This is a genomic window from Azospirillum tabaci, from assembly GCF_014596085.1.
Taxonomy (GTDB): Bacteria; Pseudomonadota; Alphaproteobacteria; order Azospirillales; family Azospirillaceae; genus Azospirillum; species Azospirillum tabaci.
Map to the genome: position 1 here is coordinate 1 of NZ_JACCJY010000056.1, position 18,643 is coordinate 18,643.

Annotated in this window: 22 protein-coding genes; 12 read left to right on the forward strand and 10 right to left on the reverse strand. The window is 69.7% G+C overall.

The window, feature by feature from the left end:
- The 4 genes from H0B54_RS29580 to H0B54_RS28830 all read left to right on the forward strand — a co-directional run.
- On the forward strand, positions 1 to 216 hold a 216-nt coding region (locus H0B54_RS29580; RefSeq protein WP_211109622.1), incomplete at its 5' end, for a hypothetical protein.
- A 309-nt stretch (positions 217 to 525) separates the two neighbouring features.
- Positions 526 to 1,017 (forward strand): MarR family winged helix-turn-helix transcriptional regulator, encoded by a 492-nt coding sequence (locus H0B54_RS28820; protein ID WP_188263203.1) that lies wholly within the window; start codon positions 526 to 528, stop codon positions 1,015 to 1,017.
- 54 nt (positions 1,018 to 1,071) lie between these two features.
- Positions 1,072 to 1,458 carry a response regulator gene (locus H0B54_RS28825; protein WP_188263204.1) on the forward strand — a complete coding sequence of 129 codons (387 nt, stop codon included), beginning with the start codon at positions 1,072 to 1,074 and terminating at the stop codon, positions 1,456 to 1,458.
- A 168-nt stretch (positions 1,459 to 1,626) separates the two neighbouring features.
- Positions 1,627 to 3,327 (forward strand): monovalent cation:proton antiporter-2 (CPA2) family protein, encoded by a 1,701-nt coding sequence (locus H0B54_RS28830; RefSeq protein ID WP_188263205.1) that lies wholly within the window; start codon positions 1,627 to 1,629, stop codon positions 3,325 to 3,327.
- Between the two features lie 9 nt (positions 3,328 to 3,336).
- Here H0B54_RS28830 and H0B54_RS28835 read toward each other — a convergent pair whose 3' ends face one another.
- From H0B54_RS28835 to H0B54_RS28855, 5 genes are all read right to left on the reverse strand, one after another.
- Positions 3,337 to 5,067: a hypothetical protein gene (locus tag H0B54_RS28835; RefSeq protein ID WP_343069051.1), complete on the reverse strand. Its 1,731-nt coding sequence runs from the start codon at positions 5,065 to 5,067 to the stop codon at positions 3,337 to 3,339.
- A 209-nt stretch (positions 5,068 to 5,276) separates the two neighbouring features.
- Complete coding sequence (locus H0B54_RS28840; RefSeq protein WP_094307413.1) at positions 5,277 to 6,317, reverse strand: sulfate/molybdate ABC transporter ATP-binding protein; 1,041 nt, start codon at positions 6,315 to 6,317, stop codon at positions 5,277 to 5,279.
- A gap of 13 nt (positions 6,318 to 6,330) precedes the next feature.
- Complete coding sequence (gene cysW / locus H0B54_RS28845) at positions 6,331 to 7,191, reverse strand: sulfate ABC transporter permease subunit CysW (RefSeq protein WP_188263207.1); 861 nt, start codon at positions 7,189 to 7,191, stop codon at positions 6,331 to 6,333.
- Positions 7,181 to 8,014, reverse strand: coding sequence for a sulfate ABC transporter permease subunit CysT (cysT, locus tag H0B54_RS28850; RefSeq protein ID WP_211109623.1), 834 nt, complete (start codon positions 8,012 to 8,014; stop codon positions 7,181 to 7,183). The genes cysW and cysT overlap by 11 nt, the downstream gene beginning before the upstream one ends.
- Before the next feature lie 57 nt (positions 8,015 to 8,071).
- The gene (locus H0B54_RS28855; RefSeq protein WP_094307411.1) at positions 8,072 to 9,124 is read right to left on the reverse strand and encodes a sulfate ABC transporter substrate-binding protein; all 1,053 of its coding nucleotides are present in this window, start codon (positions 9,122 to 9,124) and stop codon (positions 8,072 to 8,074) included.
- 320 nt (positions 9,125 to 9,444) lie between these two features.
- Here H0B54_RS28855 and H0B54_RS28860 point away from each other — a divergent pair, with 320 nt between their 5' ends.
- Positions 9,445 to 10,605: a hypothetical protein gene (locus H0B54_RS28860; RefSeq protein ID WP_188263208.1), complete on the forward strand. Its 1,161-nt coding sequence runs from the start codon at positions 9,445 to 9,447 to the stop codon at positions 10,603 to 10,605.
- Positions 10,606 to 10,635: 30 nt separating this feature from the next.
- On the opposite strand, the gene H0B54_RS28865 is transcribed toward H0B54_RS28860, so the two are convergent.
- Positions 10,636 to 11,088 carry an RrF2 family transcriptional regulator gene (locus H0B54_RS28865; RefSeq protein ID WP_014198135.1) on the reverse strand — a complete coding sequence of 151 codons (453 nt, stop codon included), beginning with the start codon at positions 11,086 to 11,088 and terminating at the stop codon, positions 10,636 to 10,638.
- A 169-nt stretch (positions 11,089 to 11,257) separates the two neighbouring features.
- Here H0B54_RS28865 and H0B54_RS28870 point away from each other — a divergent pair, with 169 nt between their 5' ends.
- Positions 11,258 to 11,890, forward strand: a complete 633-nt coding sequence (locus H0B54_RS28870; RefSeq protein WP_137141478.1) for an MBL fold metallo-hydrolase — start codon at positions 11,258 to 11,260, stop codon at positions 11,888 to 11,890.
- Positions 11,891 to 11,984: 94 nt separating this feature from the next.
- On the opposite strand, the gene H0B54_RS28875 is transcribed toward H0B54_RS28870, so the two are convergent.
- Entirely contained in the window at positions 11,985 to 12,500 is a 516-nt protein-coding gene (locus H0B54_RS28875; protein ID WP_094307408.1) for an OsmC family protein, read from the reverse strand.
- A gap of 240 nt (positions 12,501 to 12,740) precedes the next feature.
- Here H0B54_RS28875 and H0B54_RS28880 point away from each other — a divergent pair, with 240 nt between their 5' ends.
- The 4 genes from H0B54_RS28880 to H0B54_RS28895 all read left to right on the forward strand — a co-directional run bounded on the left by H0B54_RS28880 (position 12,741) and on the right by H0B54_RS28895 (position 14,935).
- The gene (locus H0B54_RS28880; protein WP_246472961.1) at positions 12,741 to 12,905 is read left to right on the forward strand and encodes a hypothetical protein; all 165 of its coding nucleotides are present in this window, start codon (positions 12,741 to 12,743) and stop codon (positions 12,903 to 12,905) included.
- Positions 12,906 to 12,972: 67 nt separating this feature from the next.
- Complete coding sequence (locus tag H0B54_RS28885) at positions 12,973 to 13,458, forward strand: hypothetical protein (protein WP_188263210.1); 486 nt, start codon at positions 12,973 to 12,975, stop codon at positions 13,456 to 13,458.
- A 163-nt stretch (positions 13,459 to 13,621) separates the two neighbouring features.
- Positions 13,622 to 13,933 (forward strand): Gas vesicle protein V, encoded by a 312-nt coding sequence (locus H0B54_RS28890; protein ID WP_343069052.1) that lies wholly within the window; start codon positions 13,622 to 13,624, stop codon positions 13,931 to 13,933.
- Between the two features lie 237 nt (positions 13,934 to 14,170).
- Positions 14,171 to 14,935 (forward strand): Crp/Fnr family transcriptional regulator, encoded by a 765-nt coding sequence (locus tag H0B54_RS28895; protein ID WP_188263212.1) that lies wholly within the window; start codon positions 14,171 to 14,173, stop codon positions 14,933 to 14,935.
- Positions 14,936 to 14,955: 20 nt separating this feature from the next.
- On the opposite strand, the gene H0B54_RS28900 is transcribed toward H0B54_RS28895, so the two are convergent.
- A complete protein-coding gene (locus H0B54_RS28900; protein ID WP_094307404.1) occupies positions 14,956 to 15,456 on the reverse strand; it encodes a hypothetical protein in 501 nt (166 codons plus the stop codon).
- Between the two features lie 154 nt (positions 15,457 to 15,610).
- Between H0B54_RS28900 and H0B54_RS30355 the strand changes: the two genes are divergently transcribed.
- Positions 15,611 to 15,739, forward strand: coding sequence for a hypothetical protein (locus tag H0B54_RS30355; RefSeq protein ID WP_281390137.1), 129 nt, complete (start codon positions 15,611 to 15,613; stop codon positions 15,737 to 15,739).
- Between the two features lie 7 nt (positions 15,740 to 15,746).
- Here H0B54_RS30355 and H0B54_RS30105 read toward each other — a convergent pair whose 3' ends face one another.
- Positions 15,747 to 16,196 carry a hypothetical protein gene (locus H0B54_RS30105; RefSeq protein WP_246472963.1) on the reverse strand — a complete coding sequence of 150 codons (450 nt, stop codon included), beginning with the start codon at positions 16,194 to 16,196 and terminating at the stop codon, positions 15,747 to 15,749.
- Positions 16,197 to 16,309: 113 nt separating this feature from the next.
- On the opposite strand from H0B54_RS30105, the gene H0B54_RS28910 reads away from it, so the two are divergent.
- Complete coding sequence (locus tag H0B54_RS28910) at positions 16,310 to 18,550, forward strand: helicase-related protein (protein WP_188263213.1); 2,241 nt, start codon at positions 16,310 to 16,312, stop codon at positions 18,548 to 18,550.
- Between the two features lie 20 nt (positions 18,551 to 18,570).
- Here H0B54_RS28910 and H0B54_RS30600 read toward each other — a convergent pair.
- Positions 18,571 to 18,643 (reverse strand): 4Fe-4S dicluster domain-containing protein (locus H0B54_RS30600; protein WP_188260386.1); only part of this gene is annotated, 73 nt, incomplete at its 5' end.

Here is an 18,643-nt window from a genome sequence, read left to right on the forward strand (position 1 = left end):
CCGCGATGCCAGTCCCATCCGGAACCGGTCCGCGGCCAACGGCCAAAACCGCCGCCTGCGCATCCCTTCTCGATTTTCACGATCAACGATGTCAAAGATCCATCGCCCGGCGAACCACACAGAACGACGTCCGGCGAACTGGCCGTGGTCGTCATCGGGTTTTTGAAGGCCGGAGAGACACAAACGGTCGTTCGTGTCAGCGGAGGGTCAATCTAGCGCTTACGGCAGAAGGCGTCAAGCCCTTTGTTTCGTATTCACCGAACCGCCTAGGCCGCCTAGGGCGGAAAACGGATCGGCCAGCGCCCTGACCTCCACCCCTCCAGTCTTTCGGGGCGCCCCTCCGGACCGCGTCCGGCGAGGGAGGCGCTGTATAGGGCAGCGCCCGCCGCCGATCCAGCGAAAAGACTCGTTCGGCGACAGATTCGATTCTGAACCGGGGACGACAAAAGAGCGCGGCGGCTGGACAGGCCCCAGGCTGGGCCTCTATGGTTTCATCACAAAACCGCAGGCACAGAGGAAGCCGGCATGCGCCCAAGCGCGCGCGCGACCGCCGAGGTCATGGCGCAGGTTCTGCGGACGACCGCCAGCCTCGCCTTCACGGATGGGCTGAATCCGGCCCAGTGGGCGGCGTTGCGCTACTTCGCCCAGGCGAACGCGAGCGCCCGCAACGTCGTGGCCTTCGCCCGCCATCACGGGACGACCAAGGGCACGGCGAGCCAGACCATCGCCGCCCTCCTGAAAAAGGACCTGCTGGAGCGCCACCCCAGCGAGACCGACCGCCGCTCCATCCGGTTGACCCTCACGGCGCGGGGGCGGACCATGCTCGCCAACGATCCGCTGAACGAGTTGGTCGCCGCCATCGACGGCTTGGCGCCGGCCCAGCACGGCGCCCTGGCCTCCGGGCTGGACGAGCTGTTGCGCACGCTGCTGTCCCGCCGCACCGAGAGCGGGGCGGGCGACAGCGACGCGCTGGCCCCCTCCGGTCACACCGACTGCAACGGCGCCGCGGCGGACTGAACCGCCCGCGCCACCGCACTTCACGCCATCGCCTTGTTGGGAGCGACGGAGCCCATGGCCCGAATTCTGGTGATCGACGACGTTCCGGCCTTTACGGCGCTGTTGCGCATGACGCTGGAGACGCAGGGGCACCGTGTGGAGGAGGCCCATGACGGCCTGTCCGGCCTGTCCATGCTGGAGCGCGAGTCCTTCGACCTCGCCATCGTCGACATGATGATGCCCGGCCTGGACGGGATCGAGCTGATCCGTCGCCTGCGCGCCCGCGATGCTGCCAAGGCCCCGGCCATCATCGCCATGTCCGGTGGTACGGACGACTTCCCGGCAGCCTTCTCGCTGAATCTGTCGGCCATGCACGGTGCTGATCACGTGCTGTACAAACCCTTCGACAACAGCGAGTTGGCCACCGCCGTGGACGAGTTGCTGGCCGCCCGAGCGGCTTGACACCGCGGCATAACCGCCACGGCAGGATCTTTTCTGGCCAACGCGGGACTTTTTTTGCGCATTCCGATCCTTCGCGCCCCCGCTGCGCTTGCGGCGGTCATTTTTGAGCCGCATACAGACGCCGTCCCGGACGGCCGGCATCCGGCCCGACCCAGCCAGCGCGCGGCCATGCACGATCCCAAACTGCTTTTCGACGTCCTGTTCCTCCTGCTGGCGGCGGTGGTGATCGTCCCGCTGTTCCAGGCGCTGCGCATCCCGGCGGTGCTCGGCTATCTGGTGGGCGGGGCGCTGCTGGGTCCGCACACGCCGGGGCCGGTGGTGGACATGGAGCTTCCCCAGGTCCTGTCCGAATTCGGGGTGGTCTTCCTCCTTTTCGCCATCGGGCTGGAACTCCCGCTGTCGCGTCTGCGGGCGATGCGGCGCTACATCTTCGGGCTGGGGCTGATGCAGGTCGTCCTGACCAGCGCCGCCATCGCCGCGGTCGCCTACGCGCTGGGCGAGGAGATGGCGGCGGCGCTGGTGATCGGCGGCATGCTCGCCTTCTCCTCCACCGCCACCGTGCTGAAGCTGTTGGTCGAGCGCGGGGAGACGGTGGCGCGCTTCGGCCGCGTGTCGGTCGCCGTGCTGATCTTCCAGGATTTGGCCGTCGTGCCGCTGCTGACCCTGCTGCCGCTGCTGGCCGGCGGCGACACCAGCATCCCCTGGGCGCTCGCCCTGGCCGGGGTCAAGGCCATCGCGGCGATCGGCGCCATCATGCTGCTGGGCCGCTTCGTGGTGCGCCCGGTCTATCACTTCGTGGCTTCGGCCAAGAGCCCGGAGGTCTTCACGGCGACCAACCTGCTGGTCGTCCTGGCGGTCGCCTGGCTGACCGCGGAGGCCGGCATGTCGATGGCGCTGGGCGCCTTCCTGGCCGGCATGCTGATGGCCGACACCGCCTACCGCCATCAGGTGGAGGCCGACATCGAGCCGTTCCGCGGCCTGCTGCTCGGCCTGTTCTTCATGACGGTGGGGATGACGCTGGACCTGCCGGCCATGCTTCAGCGCGCGGACGAGATCCTGATGGTGACCGTGGCGCTGCTGGTCGGGAAGAGCATCCTGCTGTTCCTGCTCTGCCGGCTGTCGGGGCTCGGGCTGGCGACCTCGCTGCGCATCGGGCTGCTGCTGTCGCAGGGCGGCGAGTTCGCCTTCGTGCTGATCGGCAAGGCGACGCGGCTGACGGTGCTGGAAGGCGAGACGGGGCTGCTGCTGTCCTCCTGCGTGGCGCTCAGCATGGCGGTCACGCCGCTGGTCGGCGCCATCGCCCAGCGGCTGGCCCAGAAGGTCGAGGCCCGCTACGGCGCCGAGGCCTTCGGGGTGGAGACCAGCGACATCACCGGCCATGTGCTGATCGCCGGCTACGGCCGGGTCGGGCGCGCCGTCGCGCGGCTGCTGCGCACCCACGACATCCCTTACGTCGCGCTGGACCTCGATCCGCAAAGGGTGGCGGCGGCGCGGGCCGAGGGGCTGCCGGTCTATTACGGCGATTCCAGCCAGATCGGCGTGCTGCGCGCCGCCGGGATCGAGCGGGCGCGGGCCGCCGTCATCACCGTCAACCGCCCGGACATGGCGGAGCGCGCCGTGGAGGCCATCCGCCGGGCCGCCCCGCGCCTGGCCATCGCCGCCCGCGCCCACGATCTGGACCGCGGCGCGCGACTGAAGATGGCCGGGGCCAGCGCCGTGGTGCCGGAGACGCTGGAGGCCAGCCTGCAGCTGGCCAGCCTCGTGCTGCGCACCGCCGGGGTGGACGCCGAGACCATCGACCAGAGCCTGAAGAGCGTCCGCGACCGCGGCTACGACGCGCTGAGCGAGCCGGCCGGCCAGAACGACTGAGCATTCGCGTCAGCGCTCCACCCGCCACAGATCGAACACGGCGCCACGGTAGGCTTCCTCAGCCCCCGGCGGCGGCGTCAGCCCGGCCTCGTGGAAGACGTTGGAAAACATCACCAGCACGTAATCGTACTTCTCCCGCCAGCCAACGTAATGCGGACAGGGCTCCACATGGTCGCGCAGGGTCGCCTCTTCAGGGCGGGCGAGCAGGCGCACGTCCACCGGAACCCCTTCGTAGATCGCCATGCAGCGGTCGCGGTAGGGCTGGGTCACGGTCAGCGGCTGCTTGCCCGGGTGGCTGAACAGGGTCGGGACGAAGGCGCGCCGCTCCACGGTGATCAGCGACGGCAGATGGATCAGGCTGGGCAAGGCGACCAGCGAATGCCGCCAGGGCGGCTGGGTGAGCAGAAACTCCCGCGTGTTGCAGCAGCCGGCCTCCTGCCCCGCCCAAGCGATCAGGACGGAGCGTCCGGGCTCGATCCGCTCCATGGCGCGGCGCAGGTCGGCCACATCGTCCTCATAGGCCAGCCAATTGAGCGTCAGCACACCGGTCCGCACCGTCAGCAGGGCGAGCAGCCCGGCGGCGAAGGCCGTAGCGGTGCGCGCGGTGGGAAAGCGGACATCGGTGCCGGCGACCAGCAGGAAGGCCGCCAGAATCCAGAAGCGGATCGACACGAAATAGGTGCCGAAGAAGGGGTCCGGCACGACGAAGAAGGCCAGCACGAACAACCCCACCGCCAGCATCATCGCCGGCGCGGCGCGCAGCCAACCGGCCAGACGCGCCGCCACCATCCCGCCCAGGATCAGCAGCAGGGTCGCCACGTCCAGCAGCGTGTTGTAGTTCAGGACCGGGGCCAGCATGTCGTGGAGCCGGTAGCGCCACTGCTTCAATTCCGTCAGCTTCTTCAGCCGCCAGTAGAACTCCTTCAGCACCAGGATCGGCGTGCTGTCATGCGCGCCCACCGCAGCCGCGTCGGACCGGAGAAGCTGCGTCCCCACCGTGCCGGCGAACAGCGCCGCGGGAAGGGCCAGCAGCGCGGCGAAGCGCAGAGCGTCGCGCCCCAGGTTGGCGAGCGTCAGCGGCTTGCGCCCCTCCCCCACATACTTCACCGCCTCCACCGCGAACAGGCAGAGCAGGAAGGACCCGAGCACGATGGCGTGGGCGAAATAGAGGAACAGGGCGCAGCCCATCCCCACCGGCACCTGCCAGCGCCGCCCCGCCAGCGCGATCCACAGCGACAGCCCGACCAGCAGGAAACCAAGGCCGAGCGAGAAGCTCATGAAGCCGCCGATCAGCGTGGCGTTGTAGAGGAACAGCGCGCCGCACAGCGGCCACAGGCTCCACCGTCCGAACAGCGTTCGGTTCAGCAGCATCGCCCCGAACAGGGTCAGCAGCCCGGCCAACGCCATGTAGACGCGCCCGGCGACGTACAGAGGCAGCACGCTGGCGAGCGGCAGCATCACCGTCTCCATCAGCAGGTTCGGAACCGGCGTCAGGGAAGCGGAGTAACGGTCGGCCAGGAAAGGGTCGGACCGCACATGCAGCAGCACGTCCACCCGCGCCAGATGGTTCGGGTAGTCGAGCAGCGGCGGCATCTCCACCAGGATGAGCGGCAGCAGAAGCAGCGCCAGGATCACCGGCAGCACGAGCGCCAGCGGCGGCGACCAGGCTCCAGCCCCGGCGTCCGTCCGCAAGGCGGCGGCACCGGGGACCGGGGCCTGCGACAATCCTGGATGGTCCACCGGCGCCTCCTGCATTTGGTGCAATGCGGAAGGCTCAACACATCCGCCGTCCGCATCGCCAGTAGGCAATGGCGTTACGAGTCGGCGTTGGACTTAGTCCGTGGCCCCGACGGGGCAGGCTCCATGATCCGCAGAAAATCCCGTTCGCATGAGGCCGGGCGCCCTGCCCGCCCCTTTTCGCGGGTAGGGCGGGCACCGTCCGTATGCCGTCACGGCTGCGGGAAGACGCGGGCGCGGTCGATGTGGACGGCGCACAGATCGCCGGGGCGCAGACCCAGGGCGGACAGGCGCTCGCGGTCCATCTCGGCCTCCAGCGGCAGGCCGGCGAGGTCGATCTCGATCCGCGCGTCCGGCCCCACCACATGGATGCCCGACACCCGGCCCGGCCCGGCGGCGCTGGGGCTCAGACCCAGATCGTGCGGGCGCACATAGGCGATGGCCGGGCCGCGGACCGTGCCGTCGGCGGGGATGGACAGCGCCCCGTTGGCCGTCCGCGCCACCCCGTCCGCCACCACGCAGTCGAAGCGGTTCACCTGCCCGAGGAACTCGTAGACGAAGGCCGAGGCCGGACGGTCGTAGACCTCCGCCGGACTGCCCACCTGCTCGATCCGGCCCTGGCTCATCACCACCACGCGGTCGGCCAGTTCCAGCGCCTCCTCCTGGTCGTGGGTGACGAAGACGGAGGTGATGTGGATGTCCTCGTGCAGCTTGCGCAGCCAGCGCCGCAGCTCCTTGCGCACCTTGGCGTCGAGCGCGCCGAACGGCTCGTCGAGCAGCAGCACCTTCGGCTCGATGGCCAGCGCGCGGGCCAGCGCCACGCGCTGCCGCTGCCCGCCGGAGAGCTGCGCCGGGTAGCGGTCGGCGAAATGGGCGAGCTGAACCAGTTCCAGCAGTTCCATGACGCGCCGCTTGATCTCGGTGGAGGTCGGGCGCTGGCCGCGCGGCCGCACCTTCATCCCGAAGGCCACGTTGTCGAAGACGCTCATGTGGCGGAACAGCGCGTAATGCTGGAAAACGAAGCCGACCTGCCGCTCCCGCGGGGTGAGGCTCAGCGCCTCCTCCCCGTTGAGCAGGAGGCTGCCGGAATCGGCGAACTCCAGCCCCGCCATGATGCGCAGCAGGGTCGTCTTGCCCGACCCCGACGGGCCGAGCAGGGCCAGAAGCTCGCCCGAGCGGACTTCGAGGTCCACCGAATCGAGCGCGCAGAATGTTCCGAATTGCTTGGTGATGCCGGAAACCTGGATCGCCATGACGTGCGTCGCCTCAATGCCGGGTGGCCGCCAGCTCGGCCCCGAAGCGCCATTCCAGCACCGACTTCACGACCAGCGTGACGAGGGCGAGCATGGCCAGCACCGAGGCCACCGCGAAGGCAGCGACCAAGTTGTATTCGTTGTAAAGGATTTCGACATGCAGGGGCATCGTGTTGGTCTCGCCCCGGATGTGGCCGGACACCACCGACACCGCGCCGAACTCTCCCATCGCGCGGGCGTTGCACAGCAGAACGCCGTACAGCAGGCCCCATTTGATGTTGGGCAGGGTGACGCGCCAGAAGGTCTGCCAGCCGGACGCGCCCAGCACCAGCGCCGCCTCCTCCTCCTCGTTGCCCTGCTCCTGCATCAGCGGGATCAGCTCGCGGGCGACGAAGGGGAAGGTGACGAAAACGGTGGCGAGCACCAGCCCCGGCACCGCGAAGATGATCTGGATGCCCTGCGACTTCAGGAACGGCCCCATCAGCCCGTGCAGCCCGAACAGCAGCACGTAGATCAGGCCGGAGATCACCGGCGACACCGAAAACGGCAGGTCGATCAGCGTGATCAGCACGTCCTTGCCGCGGAAGTCGAACTTGGCGATGCACCAGGACGCCGCCACCCCGAAGAGGAGGTTCATCGGAACGGCGATGGCCGCGACGATCAACGTCAGCTTGATCGCCGCCACCGCGTCCGGCTCCACCAGGGCCGCCCAATAGGCGTCCGTGCCGCGGCGCAGCGCCTCGACGAAAACCGCGACCAGCGGCAGCACCAGGAACAGCAGCAGGAAGGCCAGCGCCGTGGCGATCAGAAGCCCCTTCACCCAACGGCTGTCGGCCAGCGCCGGGGTGAACCCGACGGCTTTCTTAACGAGCATGGCGCGACCTCATCCAGGCTTGCAGCAGGTTCAGGGCCAGCAGCAGCACGAAGGACGCCATCAGCATCAGCACGCCGACCGCGGCGGAGCCGGCATAGTCGTACTGCTCCAGCTTGATGACGATCAGCAGCGGAAGGATTTCCGACAGGCCGGGGATGTTGCCGGCGATGAAGATCACCGAGCCATACTCCCCCACCCCGCGGGCGAAAGCCAGAGCGAAGCCGGTCAGCAGGGCCGGCAAAAGCGCCGGGAACACCACCCGCCGGAAGGCCTGCCAGCGCGTGGCGCCCAGAGCCGCGGCGGCTTCCTCCTCCTCCGGCGGCAGGTCCTGGAGGATCGGCTGCACGGTGCGCACCACGAAGGGCAGGCCGATGAAGGTCAGGGCAATGGCGATGCCCAGCGGGGTGAAGGCCACCTTCATCCCGAACCACTCCATCAGCAGGGAGCCGATCCAGCCGTTGGGCGCGTACAGAGCGCTCAGCGCGATGCCGGCCACCGCGGTGGGCAGGGCGAAGGGCAGGTCCACCAGCGCATCGACGATCCGGTCGCCGGGGAAGCGGTAGCGCACCAGCACCCAGGCGACGATGAATCCGAAGACGGCGTTGACCGCGGCGGCGGCCAACGACAGCCCGAAGCTGACCTTGAAGGCGGCCAGGACGCGCGGCGTCAGCACCGCGTCCCAGAAACCGGACCAGCCCAGTCCCGCCGCCTTCAGCACCAGCGCGGCCAGCGGCAGCAGGACGATCAGGGACAGATAGGTCAGCGTGAATCCCAAGGTCAGCCCGAAGCCGGGCAGGACGCTGGGTTTCCGAAGAACGCTCAACACCGTGCCCCCCGTATTGGGAAGCACGGTGTCGCTGCTGGTTGCCGCGACCACGGGTCAACGGCCCTTCTGATAGATCTGGTCGAAGACGCCCCCATCCGCGAAATGCTTCTCCTGCGCCGTGCGCCAGCCCCCGAAGGAACCGTCGATGGTCACAAGCTTAACATTCGGGAAGCGATCCGCATACCGCGCAGCGACCTCCGGCAGGCGCGGGCGGTAGAAGTTCTTCGCCGCAATCTCCTGCGCTTCGGGGCTGTAGAGGAAGTTCAGGTAGGCTTCCGCCACCTTCCGCGTTCCCTTGCGGTCCACCACCGAGTCGACGACCGTGACCGGCGGCTCCGCCAGGATCGACAGGGACGGCACGACGATGTCGAACTTGTCGGCGCCGAACTCCTGAAGCGAGAGGAATGCCTCGTTCTCCCAGGCCAGCAGCACGTCGCCGAGCTGGCGCTGGGTGAAGGTGACGGTGGAGCCGCGGGCGCCGCTGTCCAGCACCGGCACGTTCTTGAACAGGTCGGCGACGAACTGCTTGGCCTTGGCCTCGTCGTTGCCGTTCTTCTCCAGCGAATAGGCCCAGGCGGCCAGATAGTTCCAGCGCGCGCCGCCCGAGGTCTTCGGGTTCGGGGTGATGACCTGCACGCCCGGCTTCAGCAGATCGTCCCAGTCCTTGATCTGCTTCGGGTTGCCCTTGCGGACCAGGAAGACGATGGTCGAGGTGTAAGGGGAGCTGTTGTTCGGCAGGCGCGTCTGCCATGTCTTCGGCAGGGCGCCGGAGTCGGCGATGGCGTCGATGTCGTAGGCCAGCGCCAGCGTCACCACGTCGGCGTCGAGCCCGTCGATGACGGAGCGCGCCTGCTTGCCCGACCCGCCGTGCGACTGCTTGACGGACACCGTCTGGCCGCTTTCCGCCTGCCATTTCTTGGCGAACGCCTTGTTGAACTCCACATAGAACTCACGCGTGGGGTCGTAGGAGACGTTCAGCAGGTTGGTCTGCGCCTTGGCGGGCGCGACGGTCAGCATGGCGAGGGCGACGCCCGCGGCCAATGCGGACAGCCGGCCAATGGGAAACCGGTTCGCGCGAAGCGCGGAGAGCCGATCACGAAACGACATGGCACACTCCCTCAGTATGGTTCATTGGGGATCGGCACCGACCCTGGAGGCCACGCACCGCACCGCTGTTCACAAACCCGGCCGTCGCACCGCACCGATCGGGCCGTATTCACATTCTTTATAATGTATATGCAATATCCATTTGCCTCCTAGAGTTTGCATGATTTCCCAAACGCCGCAAGGCTGTTTTTTGTCATTCTCCACGACATAACGCGACAATTTCACATCAAACTGTGAAATAAGGCGTTCAGGATCGGGCTGGAAGCGATGCGTCGGATCGCTATCATGCGCGCCCTCTCCGCCTCCTGTCCCGAACGGCCATGTCCGAAACAGTCCAGCCCCCCTCCCCCGCACTCCTGACCGCCCTTCTGGAGGCCGAACGCGCGCTCGGCCGGCTGGCGGAGGTGGCCCAGGACCCGGCGCGCCGACGGCGGCTGTGGGCCGACGCGGCGCGGCGCGAGTCCTGCGCGGCGGCGCGGCTCGACGGCGTGGCTGTGGACCCCGCGGAATTCCTGGTGGCGACCATCGGCACCGACCTCGTCCCCACCGCCGGGCGGGGAGCGGCGCAATCGGTCCGCGCGCTGTGGCAGGGCGCCCTGTTCACGCAAGGCGTCATCGCCGCCCCTGCCCGCCGCGTGGGAAACGCCCGCGCCCCGCTGCCCTCCAGCGGAGCGGCGGCCGATGCCTGGCGGGCGGTGGCGGAGTTGGAGGCCGGGACGGACACCCGTTTCGCCTTCCCATCGGAGGGCGATGACGGTGAGGATGAGGGTGACGCCGCACCCTTCACGAACGACGCGCCCCCGGCCTGGACTCTGGGCTGGTCGGAGGCGCTGTGGCGCTGCCTTCAGGCGGAGGTGTCGGGACGCGATCCCGGACGGCTGGCCTTCTCCGCGGACCGGGAGGCGGAGGCGGCCACCCTGCTCAAGCGGCTGGACAATGCCGGCGACTCGCCGGCCCTGCTCGGCGGCGTGGGAATGCTGGCTGAACTGCTGCGCCCGGCGCCCGATCTGCGCATCCCGGCCTGGGCGGCGCCCTCGGCCCGGCTGATGGGGGCGCTGGCGGTGGCGCGCTGCTGCCGGGTGCCGAACGTCTGGCTGCCGATGTCCGTCTCCCTGCACGCCGACCGCACGGCCGCCGGCCTCGCCGCCCGCGGACGGGACGAGGGATGGCAGCTGTGGCTGGCCGACACGGTGGCGGAGACGGCACGGCGGGAGCGGGAGCGCGCCCTGTCCCTGGACCGCACGGCGGAGGGCTGGCAACAGCGGGTGGGGGCCAAGCGTCGCAATTCCCGCACCCCGGACCTGCTGGAGCTTCTGTTCGAGGAGCCCGCCCTGACCGTGCGGCGGGTGCAGAAGCGGCTGGGCAGCACCTTCCGCGGCGCCCAACTTCTGGTCGACGAGCTTCTGGAGGCCGGAATCCTGCGCGAGGCGACGAACCGCGCACTGGACCGCGTGTTCATCGCCGTGGATCTGATGCCCTGATGCGGCGGGACCCGGATCAGATGGCGCCAGTCAGATGTCGAAGTTGACGGGCAGGCCGCCGGTCGCCTGACGATGGCGCAGGGCGTCGGACAGGGTCTGGTTGTCGAGCACTTGCGCGGTGGCGTCGCGCACCTGGACCATCAGCCATCGCACCGAACAGGTCGGCGGATCGATGCAGTCCTCGCAGGGACGGAAGGAATTCTTGCTGGCGCAGGGGATCGGCGCCAGATGCCCGTCGATCAGCCGGATCACCTCGCCGAAGGAAATCTCCTCCGCCGGGCGCGCCAGACGGTAGCCACCGCTCTTGCCGCGCTTGGCGAACAGCAGGCCATGCTTGCGCAACTCCACCAGGATGGCTTCCAGGAACTTGCGCGGAATGTTCTCCCGCTCGGCGATTTCGGCGATCAGGACGAGTTCGTCATCCGTCCGTTCGGCCAGCATGATCAGCGCACGCAGGGCGTATTTGGCTTTTTGCGACAGCATTCGGTCCGGCACCGCCCCCCGCGGCGGAATGGGATAAAGATAAAGTGCACTCCATATAGCCGTGTTGCCCAGGAATTGGTACCGGTTCTTGCCCTGGAAAACGCTGGCGCGTAAGGTCGAACACGAATTGATCCCTGACCATTGCTCACCGACCGGCGAAGGACGCGGCATGCAGACCATCATCGTTCCCGTCACTCCGTTCCAGCAGAACTGCACGGTGCTCTGGTGCCCGGAGACGATGAAGGGAGCCGCCGTCGATCCCGGCGGCGATCTCCCGCGCGTCCTGCGCGCCGCACAGTCGAAGGGCGTGACGCTGGAGAAGATCCTGGTCACTCACGGCCACATCGACCACGCCGGCGCCGTCGCCGACCTCGCCGACGAGTTGAAGCTGCCCATCGAGGGGCCGCACCGCGAAGACCAGTTCTGGATCGACGGCATGCCGATGCAGAGCCAGATGTTCGGCTTCCCGCCGGTCCGCTCCTTCACGCCGGACCGCTGGCTGGAGGAGGGCGACACGGTGACGGTCGGCAACCTGACGCTGGACGTCCACCATTGTCCGGGCCACACGCCGGGCCATGTCGTCTTCGTGCACAAGCCCAGCCGGATCGCCATCGTCGGCGACGTGCTGTTCCAGGGCTCCATCGGCCGCACCGACTTCCCCAAGGGCAACCACGGCGACCTGATCGAGTCGATCCGCAGCAAGCTGTTCCCGCTGGGCGACGACGTGACCTTCATCCCCGGCCACGGACCGACCTCGACCATCGGGGAGGAGCGCCTCTACAACCCCTTCCTCAACGATTGAGCATCGTCGCCCGCGAAGCGGAAGCCGCGACAGGCCTTGATCTTCCGAAGCCGGACGGGGCGATCCCGCAGAACCGCCCCGTCCGGGAGAAACGTCACCCCTGCCCCGTCTCGACGGACAGCGCCATCGGCAGCGGGTTGGCCAGCGTCTGGTAGACGACGCAGTAGCGCTCGGTCAGCTTGGTCAGGGAGGCGATGCGCTCCGCCGGTTCGTCGGTGTCCAACTCGAAGCGCAGGCGGATGGCGCGGAAACCGACCGGCGCGTCCTTCGCCACGCCCAGCGTGCCGCGGAAATCCAGGTCGCCTTCCGCCGACACGGTGCCGCCGCGCAGCTTGAACTCCAGCGCCGTGGCGACGGCCTTCAGGGTCACACCGGCACAGGCCACCAGGGCCTCCAGCAGCATGTCGCCGGAGCAGGCCTGGGTGCCGGGCCCGCCGGTCGCCGGATGCAGGCCGGCCTCGACCAGCGCGCGGCCCGTGTCCACCTTGCAGGCGATGCCGGAGTCGTCGAGCGCCCCGCGGGCCTTCAACGTGACCACCGCCGACTCCGGGGCGTCCTTGTACTTGTCCTTCAGCGGCGCCTGGAGCGCGCGCAGATCCTGTGCATCCATACCCGTGCGTTTCCTCTGTACGGTTCGGCTTCTTGATTTGTGCGACCCGCGGATGATGGACCGCAAACACCATCCCGGCAATGCCCAAAGCAATGCCCGCCGCCCCATCCCCATGCCCCTTTTTGTTGCTCGTCCGCTGACGGGGTCCCGGAGTAAGGTTTCGTTAACGAAACATGGATTGCGGGGGTTGGAACCATGCTGCGACTGGGCACGAAGGTCCGGCATCATGGACAGGATGCCATGGTGATCGCGCGGACCTTGGGTGGGCATCCATCCTATGATCTGCGGCTGGCCGACGGCAGCATCGTGAAGTACGCCCAGGAGGCGGACTGCGAGGCCATGCTGTCCGATGGCGGTTTCCGGCCGGCTGTCGGCACGGGCTCGGCGGAAGGGCGCCCCGGCTGAGTCGACGGGGCCGGCGCCGGGCAACAGCGCCGTTGCCCAAACCCGTCCACCCGCGCAATATCGCGCGATGGAACGGCTGGAAGACGATGGCGGCGATCCGCGGCGGCGTTGGCGGGTGATCGAAGGGGGCGGAACTCCGGTCGAGGCGTCCGCCCCACCCCGGCATGGCGACGCGCGCCCGGACGGCGCCGCGGACGCCACGGCGCGCCCGGTGCCCGAGGATTACGGGCTGACGCAGGAGGATTTGCGGATCTGGTACGCGCCGGGCCGTGTCGGGGTCCTTCTGGCCCTGGCGGCCACGCTGGGGATGGCGGGCCTGCAGGCCTACGACGCCGGGCGGTTGTCCGATCCCTGGATCTTGGGAGCCCTGCCCGGCCTGCTCTACGGCACCCTGATCGGTGGCTTCGCCGGCATGGGGCTGATGGTGCTGGTCCACTGGTGCGACCCGCTGGTCGGCATGGCTTGGCCCACCTACGCGCGGCTGCGCCGCTACCGCGACGCCCTGGCCGCCGCGGTCGCCGCCGAACGGAGCGTCAACGAGCGGATGCCCTGAATCACCGCGGGGGACCAGCGGAAGGACACCGCCCCGCCGCCACCAGCGGTAGAAATGCGGGGCCTATCCCATTCGAACGATGGTGCAGCGGCGCGTCGACCCAATCTGCTTAAGAGCAGACAGGAGAAACGCAGTGAACCGATTCGACGAAAAAGTTTATCGCGTGACGAAGCGCCGGGACGGGCCGAGCCTCCAGGAACAGAAGAGCCAGTTGCTCCGCCTGAAGCAGGATCTCGAACAGTTCAAGTCCCGTCAGGCGGGCGCCGCGGTCGTCGGCAGCCTGCAGGCGCGCATCCGTGAACTGGAGTCCTCGGTCACCCGCGCCGAGGCGGCACGGGTGACGGACCGCGACTCCCGCCGCCTCCGCAGCGACGAGGAGGATGCCGAGTCCGGTGCCATGCCGATGGCGGACGGCACCATGCGCGCCACCTCCAGCCGCTTCCCGCCGCGCGGACGGCCCGGTCGGACCTTCTGAGCCGCAACGAAATCATGCCTAACGGCCCGGATCATCCTCCGGGCCGTTGCCCTTTTGGTTGCCCCGCCACCGGACCGATCCAGGGTCCGGTTGATCCAGATCAGGGCGGGTCTTGGTCATAACTCATACCTTTGGCTCGGCTCTGAGACCTTAGTCTGATTCTTTGGTCTGGGCCGGACGTCCGAAGCGAGCGCGCCGTCCCATGGCGCCGAAGCGAGACAGCCCAGGGGTACAGTCATGACCTTCTCCGTCGCCGCCACCACCACCGCAGCCGTCGCTCCGCCGCCGATGCCCGCTCCGCAGACGCGGGGTGTGGAGACGGTGACCGGCCGCTGTGCCGGCTGCTCGGCGCGGAGCAAGGGGTTGTGTGGAGCCCTGACCGCCGGGGATCTGCCGAACCTGTCGACGACATCCCGTCCACTGGACCTGCTGTCGGCGACGCCGGTGGTGATGGAAGGGGAGGAGGCCGGGGCCGTCTTCACCGTCATGTCGGGCATGCTGAAGCTCTACAAGACCCTGCCGGACGGCCGGCAGCAGATCACCGGATTCGCCACCGCGGGCGACGTGATCGGGCTGGCGGTGGGAACGGGCTACGCCTACACCGCGGAGACGGTCACCGCCTCCACCGTTTGCCGCATGCCGCGGACGGCGCTGCGCCGCCTGATGGAGCGGCACCCGGCGGTTCAGGGGCGGCTGCTCGCCATGACCTCGGTCGAGCTGTCGGCGGCGCAGGACCAGATCCTGCTGCTCGGCTGCAAGACGGCGGTGGAGCGGGTGTCCAGCTTCCTCCTCGCTTTGTCGCGGCGCTCGCGGCCCCTGGCCGACGGCACGCCCAGCGTCTTCCTTCCCATGCCGAAGGTGGACATCGGCGCCTATCTCGGCCTGCGCCCCGAAACGCTGTCGCGCGTGCTGCGCAAGCTGGAGGGTGCCGGGGCGATCACCCGTCTGACCAACGACCGCATCCGCATCGAGAATCCGGCGGCCCTCGAAGCCGCCGCCTGATCCCCGCGCTCCATTCCGTCTCAGGCGCGGCCCGCCACCGGATAGCCGTCGCCGCCGAACCCCGCCGCCACGTCCTTCACGAAGGCCTGCCCGACCCGGCGGTAGCCCAGCCGGGTGAACAGGCCCGCGGCGTCCAGCTTCGGCGCGGTCGCCGCGACGACGCAGCCGCGCTCGTCCACCACCACCGACGAGCAGCCCAGCTTGCGCGCCAGCAGGTCGATGCCGTCGGCCTGCGCCGCCGAGGTCACCGCCGCGTCGAACAGCCCCACCGCGATGAAGATCGGCACGGTCAGCACGCGGATCGCCCCTTCGGCGCTGACTCGGTAGCAGAACAGGCCGCGGATGTGCCCGTCGCTCATCTCGCAGGCCATCACCCCGCCGTCGCCGTCGGCGTGCAGGAACAGGGCGGCCACCTCCCGCCACTCGTCCAGGGTCATATTGCGGTGCAGGGTCTGGACGACGGGCAGCGCCTGATCGGCCTGGGTCTTGGCCAGCGGGGCGAGGATGAAGCTTCTGGGCATGGGCGGGCGATCCTTTCGCGGGCATCTTCCGCGATGATCCGGTCCGCCGCTTTGATTTTGGTCATGCGCCGTGCCGGTGGAGCGGCCGATGGAGCGATTGCCGTGGGTCCGGTGTTTCCTCAGGGCAGCCCCACGCCATCATCGGAGACCGGACATGAGCCCCTACCCGCCGCCCCGGCAGGAACCCGACGTGCCGATCCCCATGCCGATGCCGCCCGACGCCCCGCCGGACGAGCCGGTGGAGGCCCCGCCGATGCCCGGCGAGCCGCAGGAACCCGTGTAGCGGACCGTCAGGGCTTGCGGCGGTAGAGCGCCATCGCGCGCTCCAGGATGCCGGGGGCGGAATAGTCGCCGAGGAACAGGTCGCCCAGCGCGCGGCGCATCCGCGCCCGGATGCGGGAGCGGATGGCGTTGCGCAACGCCTCCTCCTGCATGTGGCAGCGGCGGCAGAGGTTCTTCGGGCGGGCCTCCGGGTTGCCGGAGGGGCGGACGGGGCGGACGACGACCTGCACGTCGCGGGTCTCCGCATACTCCACCACGTCGGGCCAGGCCGCCCGCCGGCCGCGCCCGTCACGCCAGGTCTGGTCGGCGGCGTCGTACCAGCGCCCGTCCGGCAGGCAGCGCACGACGGCGCCGCCGGGCCGTCCGCAGCAGCGGCAGCGGTTCTCCCCGCTGGAGCCCTTGCGGTGGGCCGGATCGAGGTCGGGTCGGAGAATCTTTGCGCGGAGCGGTCTGGTCATGGCTTGATGCCTGCCTCGGGGCCGGGACTGCCCCTGCGGGACGTGGCTCATGACATGGATGGCCGCGGACCGCCAGTGCGAATTTGTGAAAAGTTCTCCAGAGACCGCGCCCTATGGACATGACCTCCCCCGACCCTTCCAGCGCCGACGAGCCCGCCGAGTCCGCCGACCCGCATCTGGTGCACGAGCTGGCCAGCGCCCACCCCGACGTGGTGACCGCCGCCGCCGCGGGCGTGGCGCGGGTGGCCCATGGCGAGGGGCTGGGTCTGGTGCCGCTCGGCCTGCCGCTGCCCAAGGGCAAGCGCGACCTGCTGGTGCCGGCGGAGCGCCGGGAGGCGGTGCTTCTGGAAATCCAAGGCACGCTCGACCGCGCGCGGCGGCGCAACGCCTTGCTCGCCCAGGGGCGTCGCGCGCTGGAGGGCTGGTCGACCAGCCTGCACCCGGCGGACGACCGCACGCGGGTCAGGGCGGTGCGCAGCGACGACCTGCCCTGGCCCGGCCTGCCCGCCCCGGTGCGGCTCCAGGTGTCGCGCGTGCTCGACGCCATGGAGTTGGCCGACCTGACGGACGACGATCTGGCCCTGCGGCTGGAGGGCGACCCGGCGCTGGCCGCCGCGCTGGAGGAGGCTCTGTCGCGCACCGCCGCCCGGCTGCACCGCTACGCCGGGGAGGCGGACGGTGCAGACGATGCCTGGACCTTCGCGTCGCTGGCCGACCGGCTGTCCCGTGCCGCCCGCAACCGGCACGGCGTGGACGAGCTGCTGGAGCGCTGGGACCGCGAGTTCGCCGTCTGGCGGCGCGAGCGGGCGGAGGCGCGCGGCCGCGCCTATGTCGACCGGCATTTCGACCTCGCCCGATTCGAGAAGCTGTTCCCGGTGGCCCGCGGGCTGGGGCGGCGGCTGGTCCTGGTGATCGGCCCGACCAACTCCGGCAAGACCCACCACGCCATCGAGGCGCTGAAAGGCGCCTATGACGGCACCTATCTGGCGCCGCTGCGCCTGCTGGCGCTGGAGGTGATGGAGCGGCTGAACGCCGAGGGCACGCCCGCCTCCCTGCTGACCGGCGAGGAGGCGATCACGACGCCGGGCGCCCGCCACACCGCCTCGACCATCGAGGTGATGGACCCCGACCGCCCGGTGGAGGTGGCGGTGATCGACGAGATCCAGATGCTCGCCGATCCCGACCGCGGCTGGGCCTGGACGGCGGCGTTGATGGGCGCCCCGGCGGAGACCGTCTACATCCTGGGCGCCCCGGAGGCCCGCCCGCTGGTCGAGCGGGTGGCGGCCCATCTCGGCGAACGGCTGGAGGTGATCGAGCTGGAGCGCAAGGTGCCGCTGACCCTGATCGACCGCCGCCTGAACTGGGAGGAGGTGGAGCCCGGCGACGCCCTGATCGCCTTCTCCCGGCGGGAAATCCACACGGTGCGCGACACGCTGCGCGCCAAGGGCCTGTCGGTCGCCGCGGTCTACGGCGCGCTGGCCCCGGAGGTGCGGCGGCGGGAAGCGGCGCGCTTCCTGTCCGGGGAGGCCGACGTGGTGGTGGCCACCGACGCCATCGGCATGGGGCTGAACCTGCCCTGCCGGCGGGTGCTGTTCACCGCGCTGGAGAAGTTCGACGGGACCAGCGTCCGCCCGCTGACCGCGACGGAGGTGAAGCAGATCGCCGGCCGCGCCGGGCGGTTCGGCAAGTTCGAGTCGGGGGAGTTCGGCGTGGTCGGCCGCGGCACGCCACAAGCCCTGCGCACCCTGCTGGAGAAGGCGGACGGACGGCTGCGCGCCGACGCGCCGCTGACCGTGCGGCCGACCCGCGCCATGCTGGCCCGCTTGGCCGAGCACATCGGGACGGAGGAGACGGTCCTGCTGCTCGACTGCTTCGCCGACGCCCGCACGGCGGGGTCGCCCTACCGGGTGGGCGACCTGTCGGGAATGCGGCGGCTGGCGGTGATGCTGGACGAGCGGCGGCTGGCGCTGCCCGCCAAGCTGGACCTGCTGCTGATCCCCGCCGACCTGGAGGACGAGGCGGAGGCCCGCATCCTCGCCGCTATCGTCGGCGCGGTGGAGGCCGGGGAGCCGTCCCCCCTCGGGCGCTTCGTCCCGGCGCGGCTCGACGGGCTGGACGGGGCGGCGCTGGAAGCGCTGTCGCGGGCCTGCGACCTCTATTACTGGGCGGCGCGCAAGTTCCCGACCCTGTTCCCGGAGCGGGAGGCGGTGCGCAGCCGCCGCGGCGAGATCAGCCGGCGTCTGGCCGACCTGCTCGCCACGCGCGGGGCGCGGTCCGCCGGGCAGCGGCGCGAGCCGCCGCCCAAAGCCGGTTTCCGCGGCGCCCCGCGCAAGCGCTTCGGCCCGCGGCGGTAAAGCGGCGGTGGAGCGGGGCCTTACATCCCGCCCGGATAGTTCGGGCCGCCGCCGCCCTCGGGGACGACCCAGTTGATGTTCTGGGTGGGGTCC

Coding starts and splice junctions, on each gene's coding strand:
- H0B54_RS28870 (WP_137141478.1), top strand. CDS start 11,258: ATGCAGACCATCATCGTTCCCGTCACTCCGTTCCAGCAGAACTGCACG.
- H0B54_RS28910 (WP_188263213.1), top strand. CDS start 16,310: ATGGACATGACCTCCCCCGACCCTTCCAGCGCCGACGAGCCCGCCGAG.
- H0B54_RS28830 (WP_188263205.1), top strand. CDS start 1,627: ATGCACGATCCCAAACTGCTTTTCGACGTCCTGTTCCTCCTGCTGGCG.
- H0B54_RS28880 (WP_246472961.1), top strand. CDS start 12,741: ATGGTGATCGCGCGGACCTTGGGTGGGCATCCATCCTATGATCTGCGG.
- H0B54_RS28820 (WP_188263203.1), top strand. CDS start 526: ATGCGCCCAAGCGCGCGCGCGACCGCCGAGGTCATGGCGCAGGTTCTG.
- H0B54_RS28855 (WP_094307411.1), bottom strand. CDS start 9,124: ATGTCGTTTCGTGATCGGCTCTCCGCGCTTCGCGCGAACCGGTTTCCC.
- H0B54_RS28895 (WP_188263212.1), top strand. CDS start 14,171: ATGACCTTCTCCGTCGCCGCCACCACCACCGCAGCCGTCGCTCCGCCG.
- H0B54_RS28865 (WP_014198135.1), bottom strand. CDS start 11,088: ATGCTGTCGCAAAAAGCCAAATACGCCCTGCGTGCGCTGATCATGCTG.
- H0B54_RS30355 (WP_281390137.1), top strand. CDS start 15,611: ATGAGCCCCTACCCGCCGCCCCGGCAGGAACCCGACGTGCCGATCCCC.
- H0B54_RS28860 (WP_188263208.1), top strand. CDS start 9,445: ATGTCCGAAACAGTCCAGCCCCCCTCCCCCGCACTCCTGACCGCCCTT.
- H0B54_RS28840 (WP_094307413.1), bottom strand. CDS start 6,317: ATGGCGATCCAGGTTTCCGGCATCACCAAGCAATTCGGAACATTCTGC.
- cysW (WP_188263207.1), bottom strand. CDS start 7,191: ATGCTCGTTAAGAAAGCCGTCGGGTTCACCCCGGCGCTGGCCGACAGC.
- H0B54_RS28885 (WP_188263210.1), top strand. CDS start 12,973: ATGGAACGGCTGGAAGACGATGGCGGCGATCCGCGGCGGCGTTGGCGG.
- H0B54_RS28875 (WP_094307408.1), bottom strand. CDS start 12,500: ATGGATGCACAGGATCTGCGCGCGCTCCAGGCGCCGCTGAAGGACAAG.
- H0B54_RS30105 (WP_246472963.1), bottom strand. CDS start 16,196: ATGACCAGACCGCTCCGCGCAAAGATTCTCCGACCCGACCTCGATCCG.
- H0B54_RS28825 (WP_188263204.1), top strand. CDS start 1,072: ATGGCCCGAATTCTGGTGATCGACGACGTTCCGGCCTTTACGGCGCTG.
- H0B54_RS28900 (WP_094307404.1), bottom strand. CDS start 15,456: ATGCCCAGAAGCTTCATCCTCGCCCCGCTGGCCAAGACCCAGGCCGAT.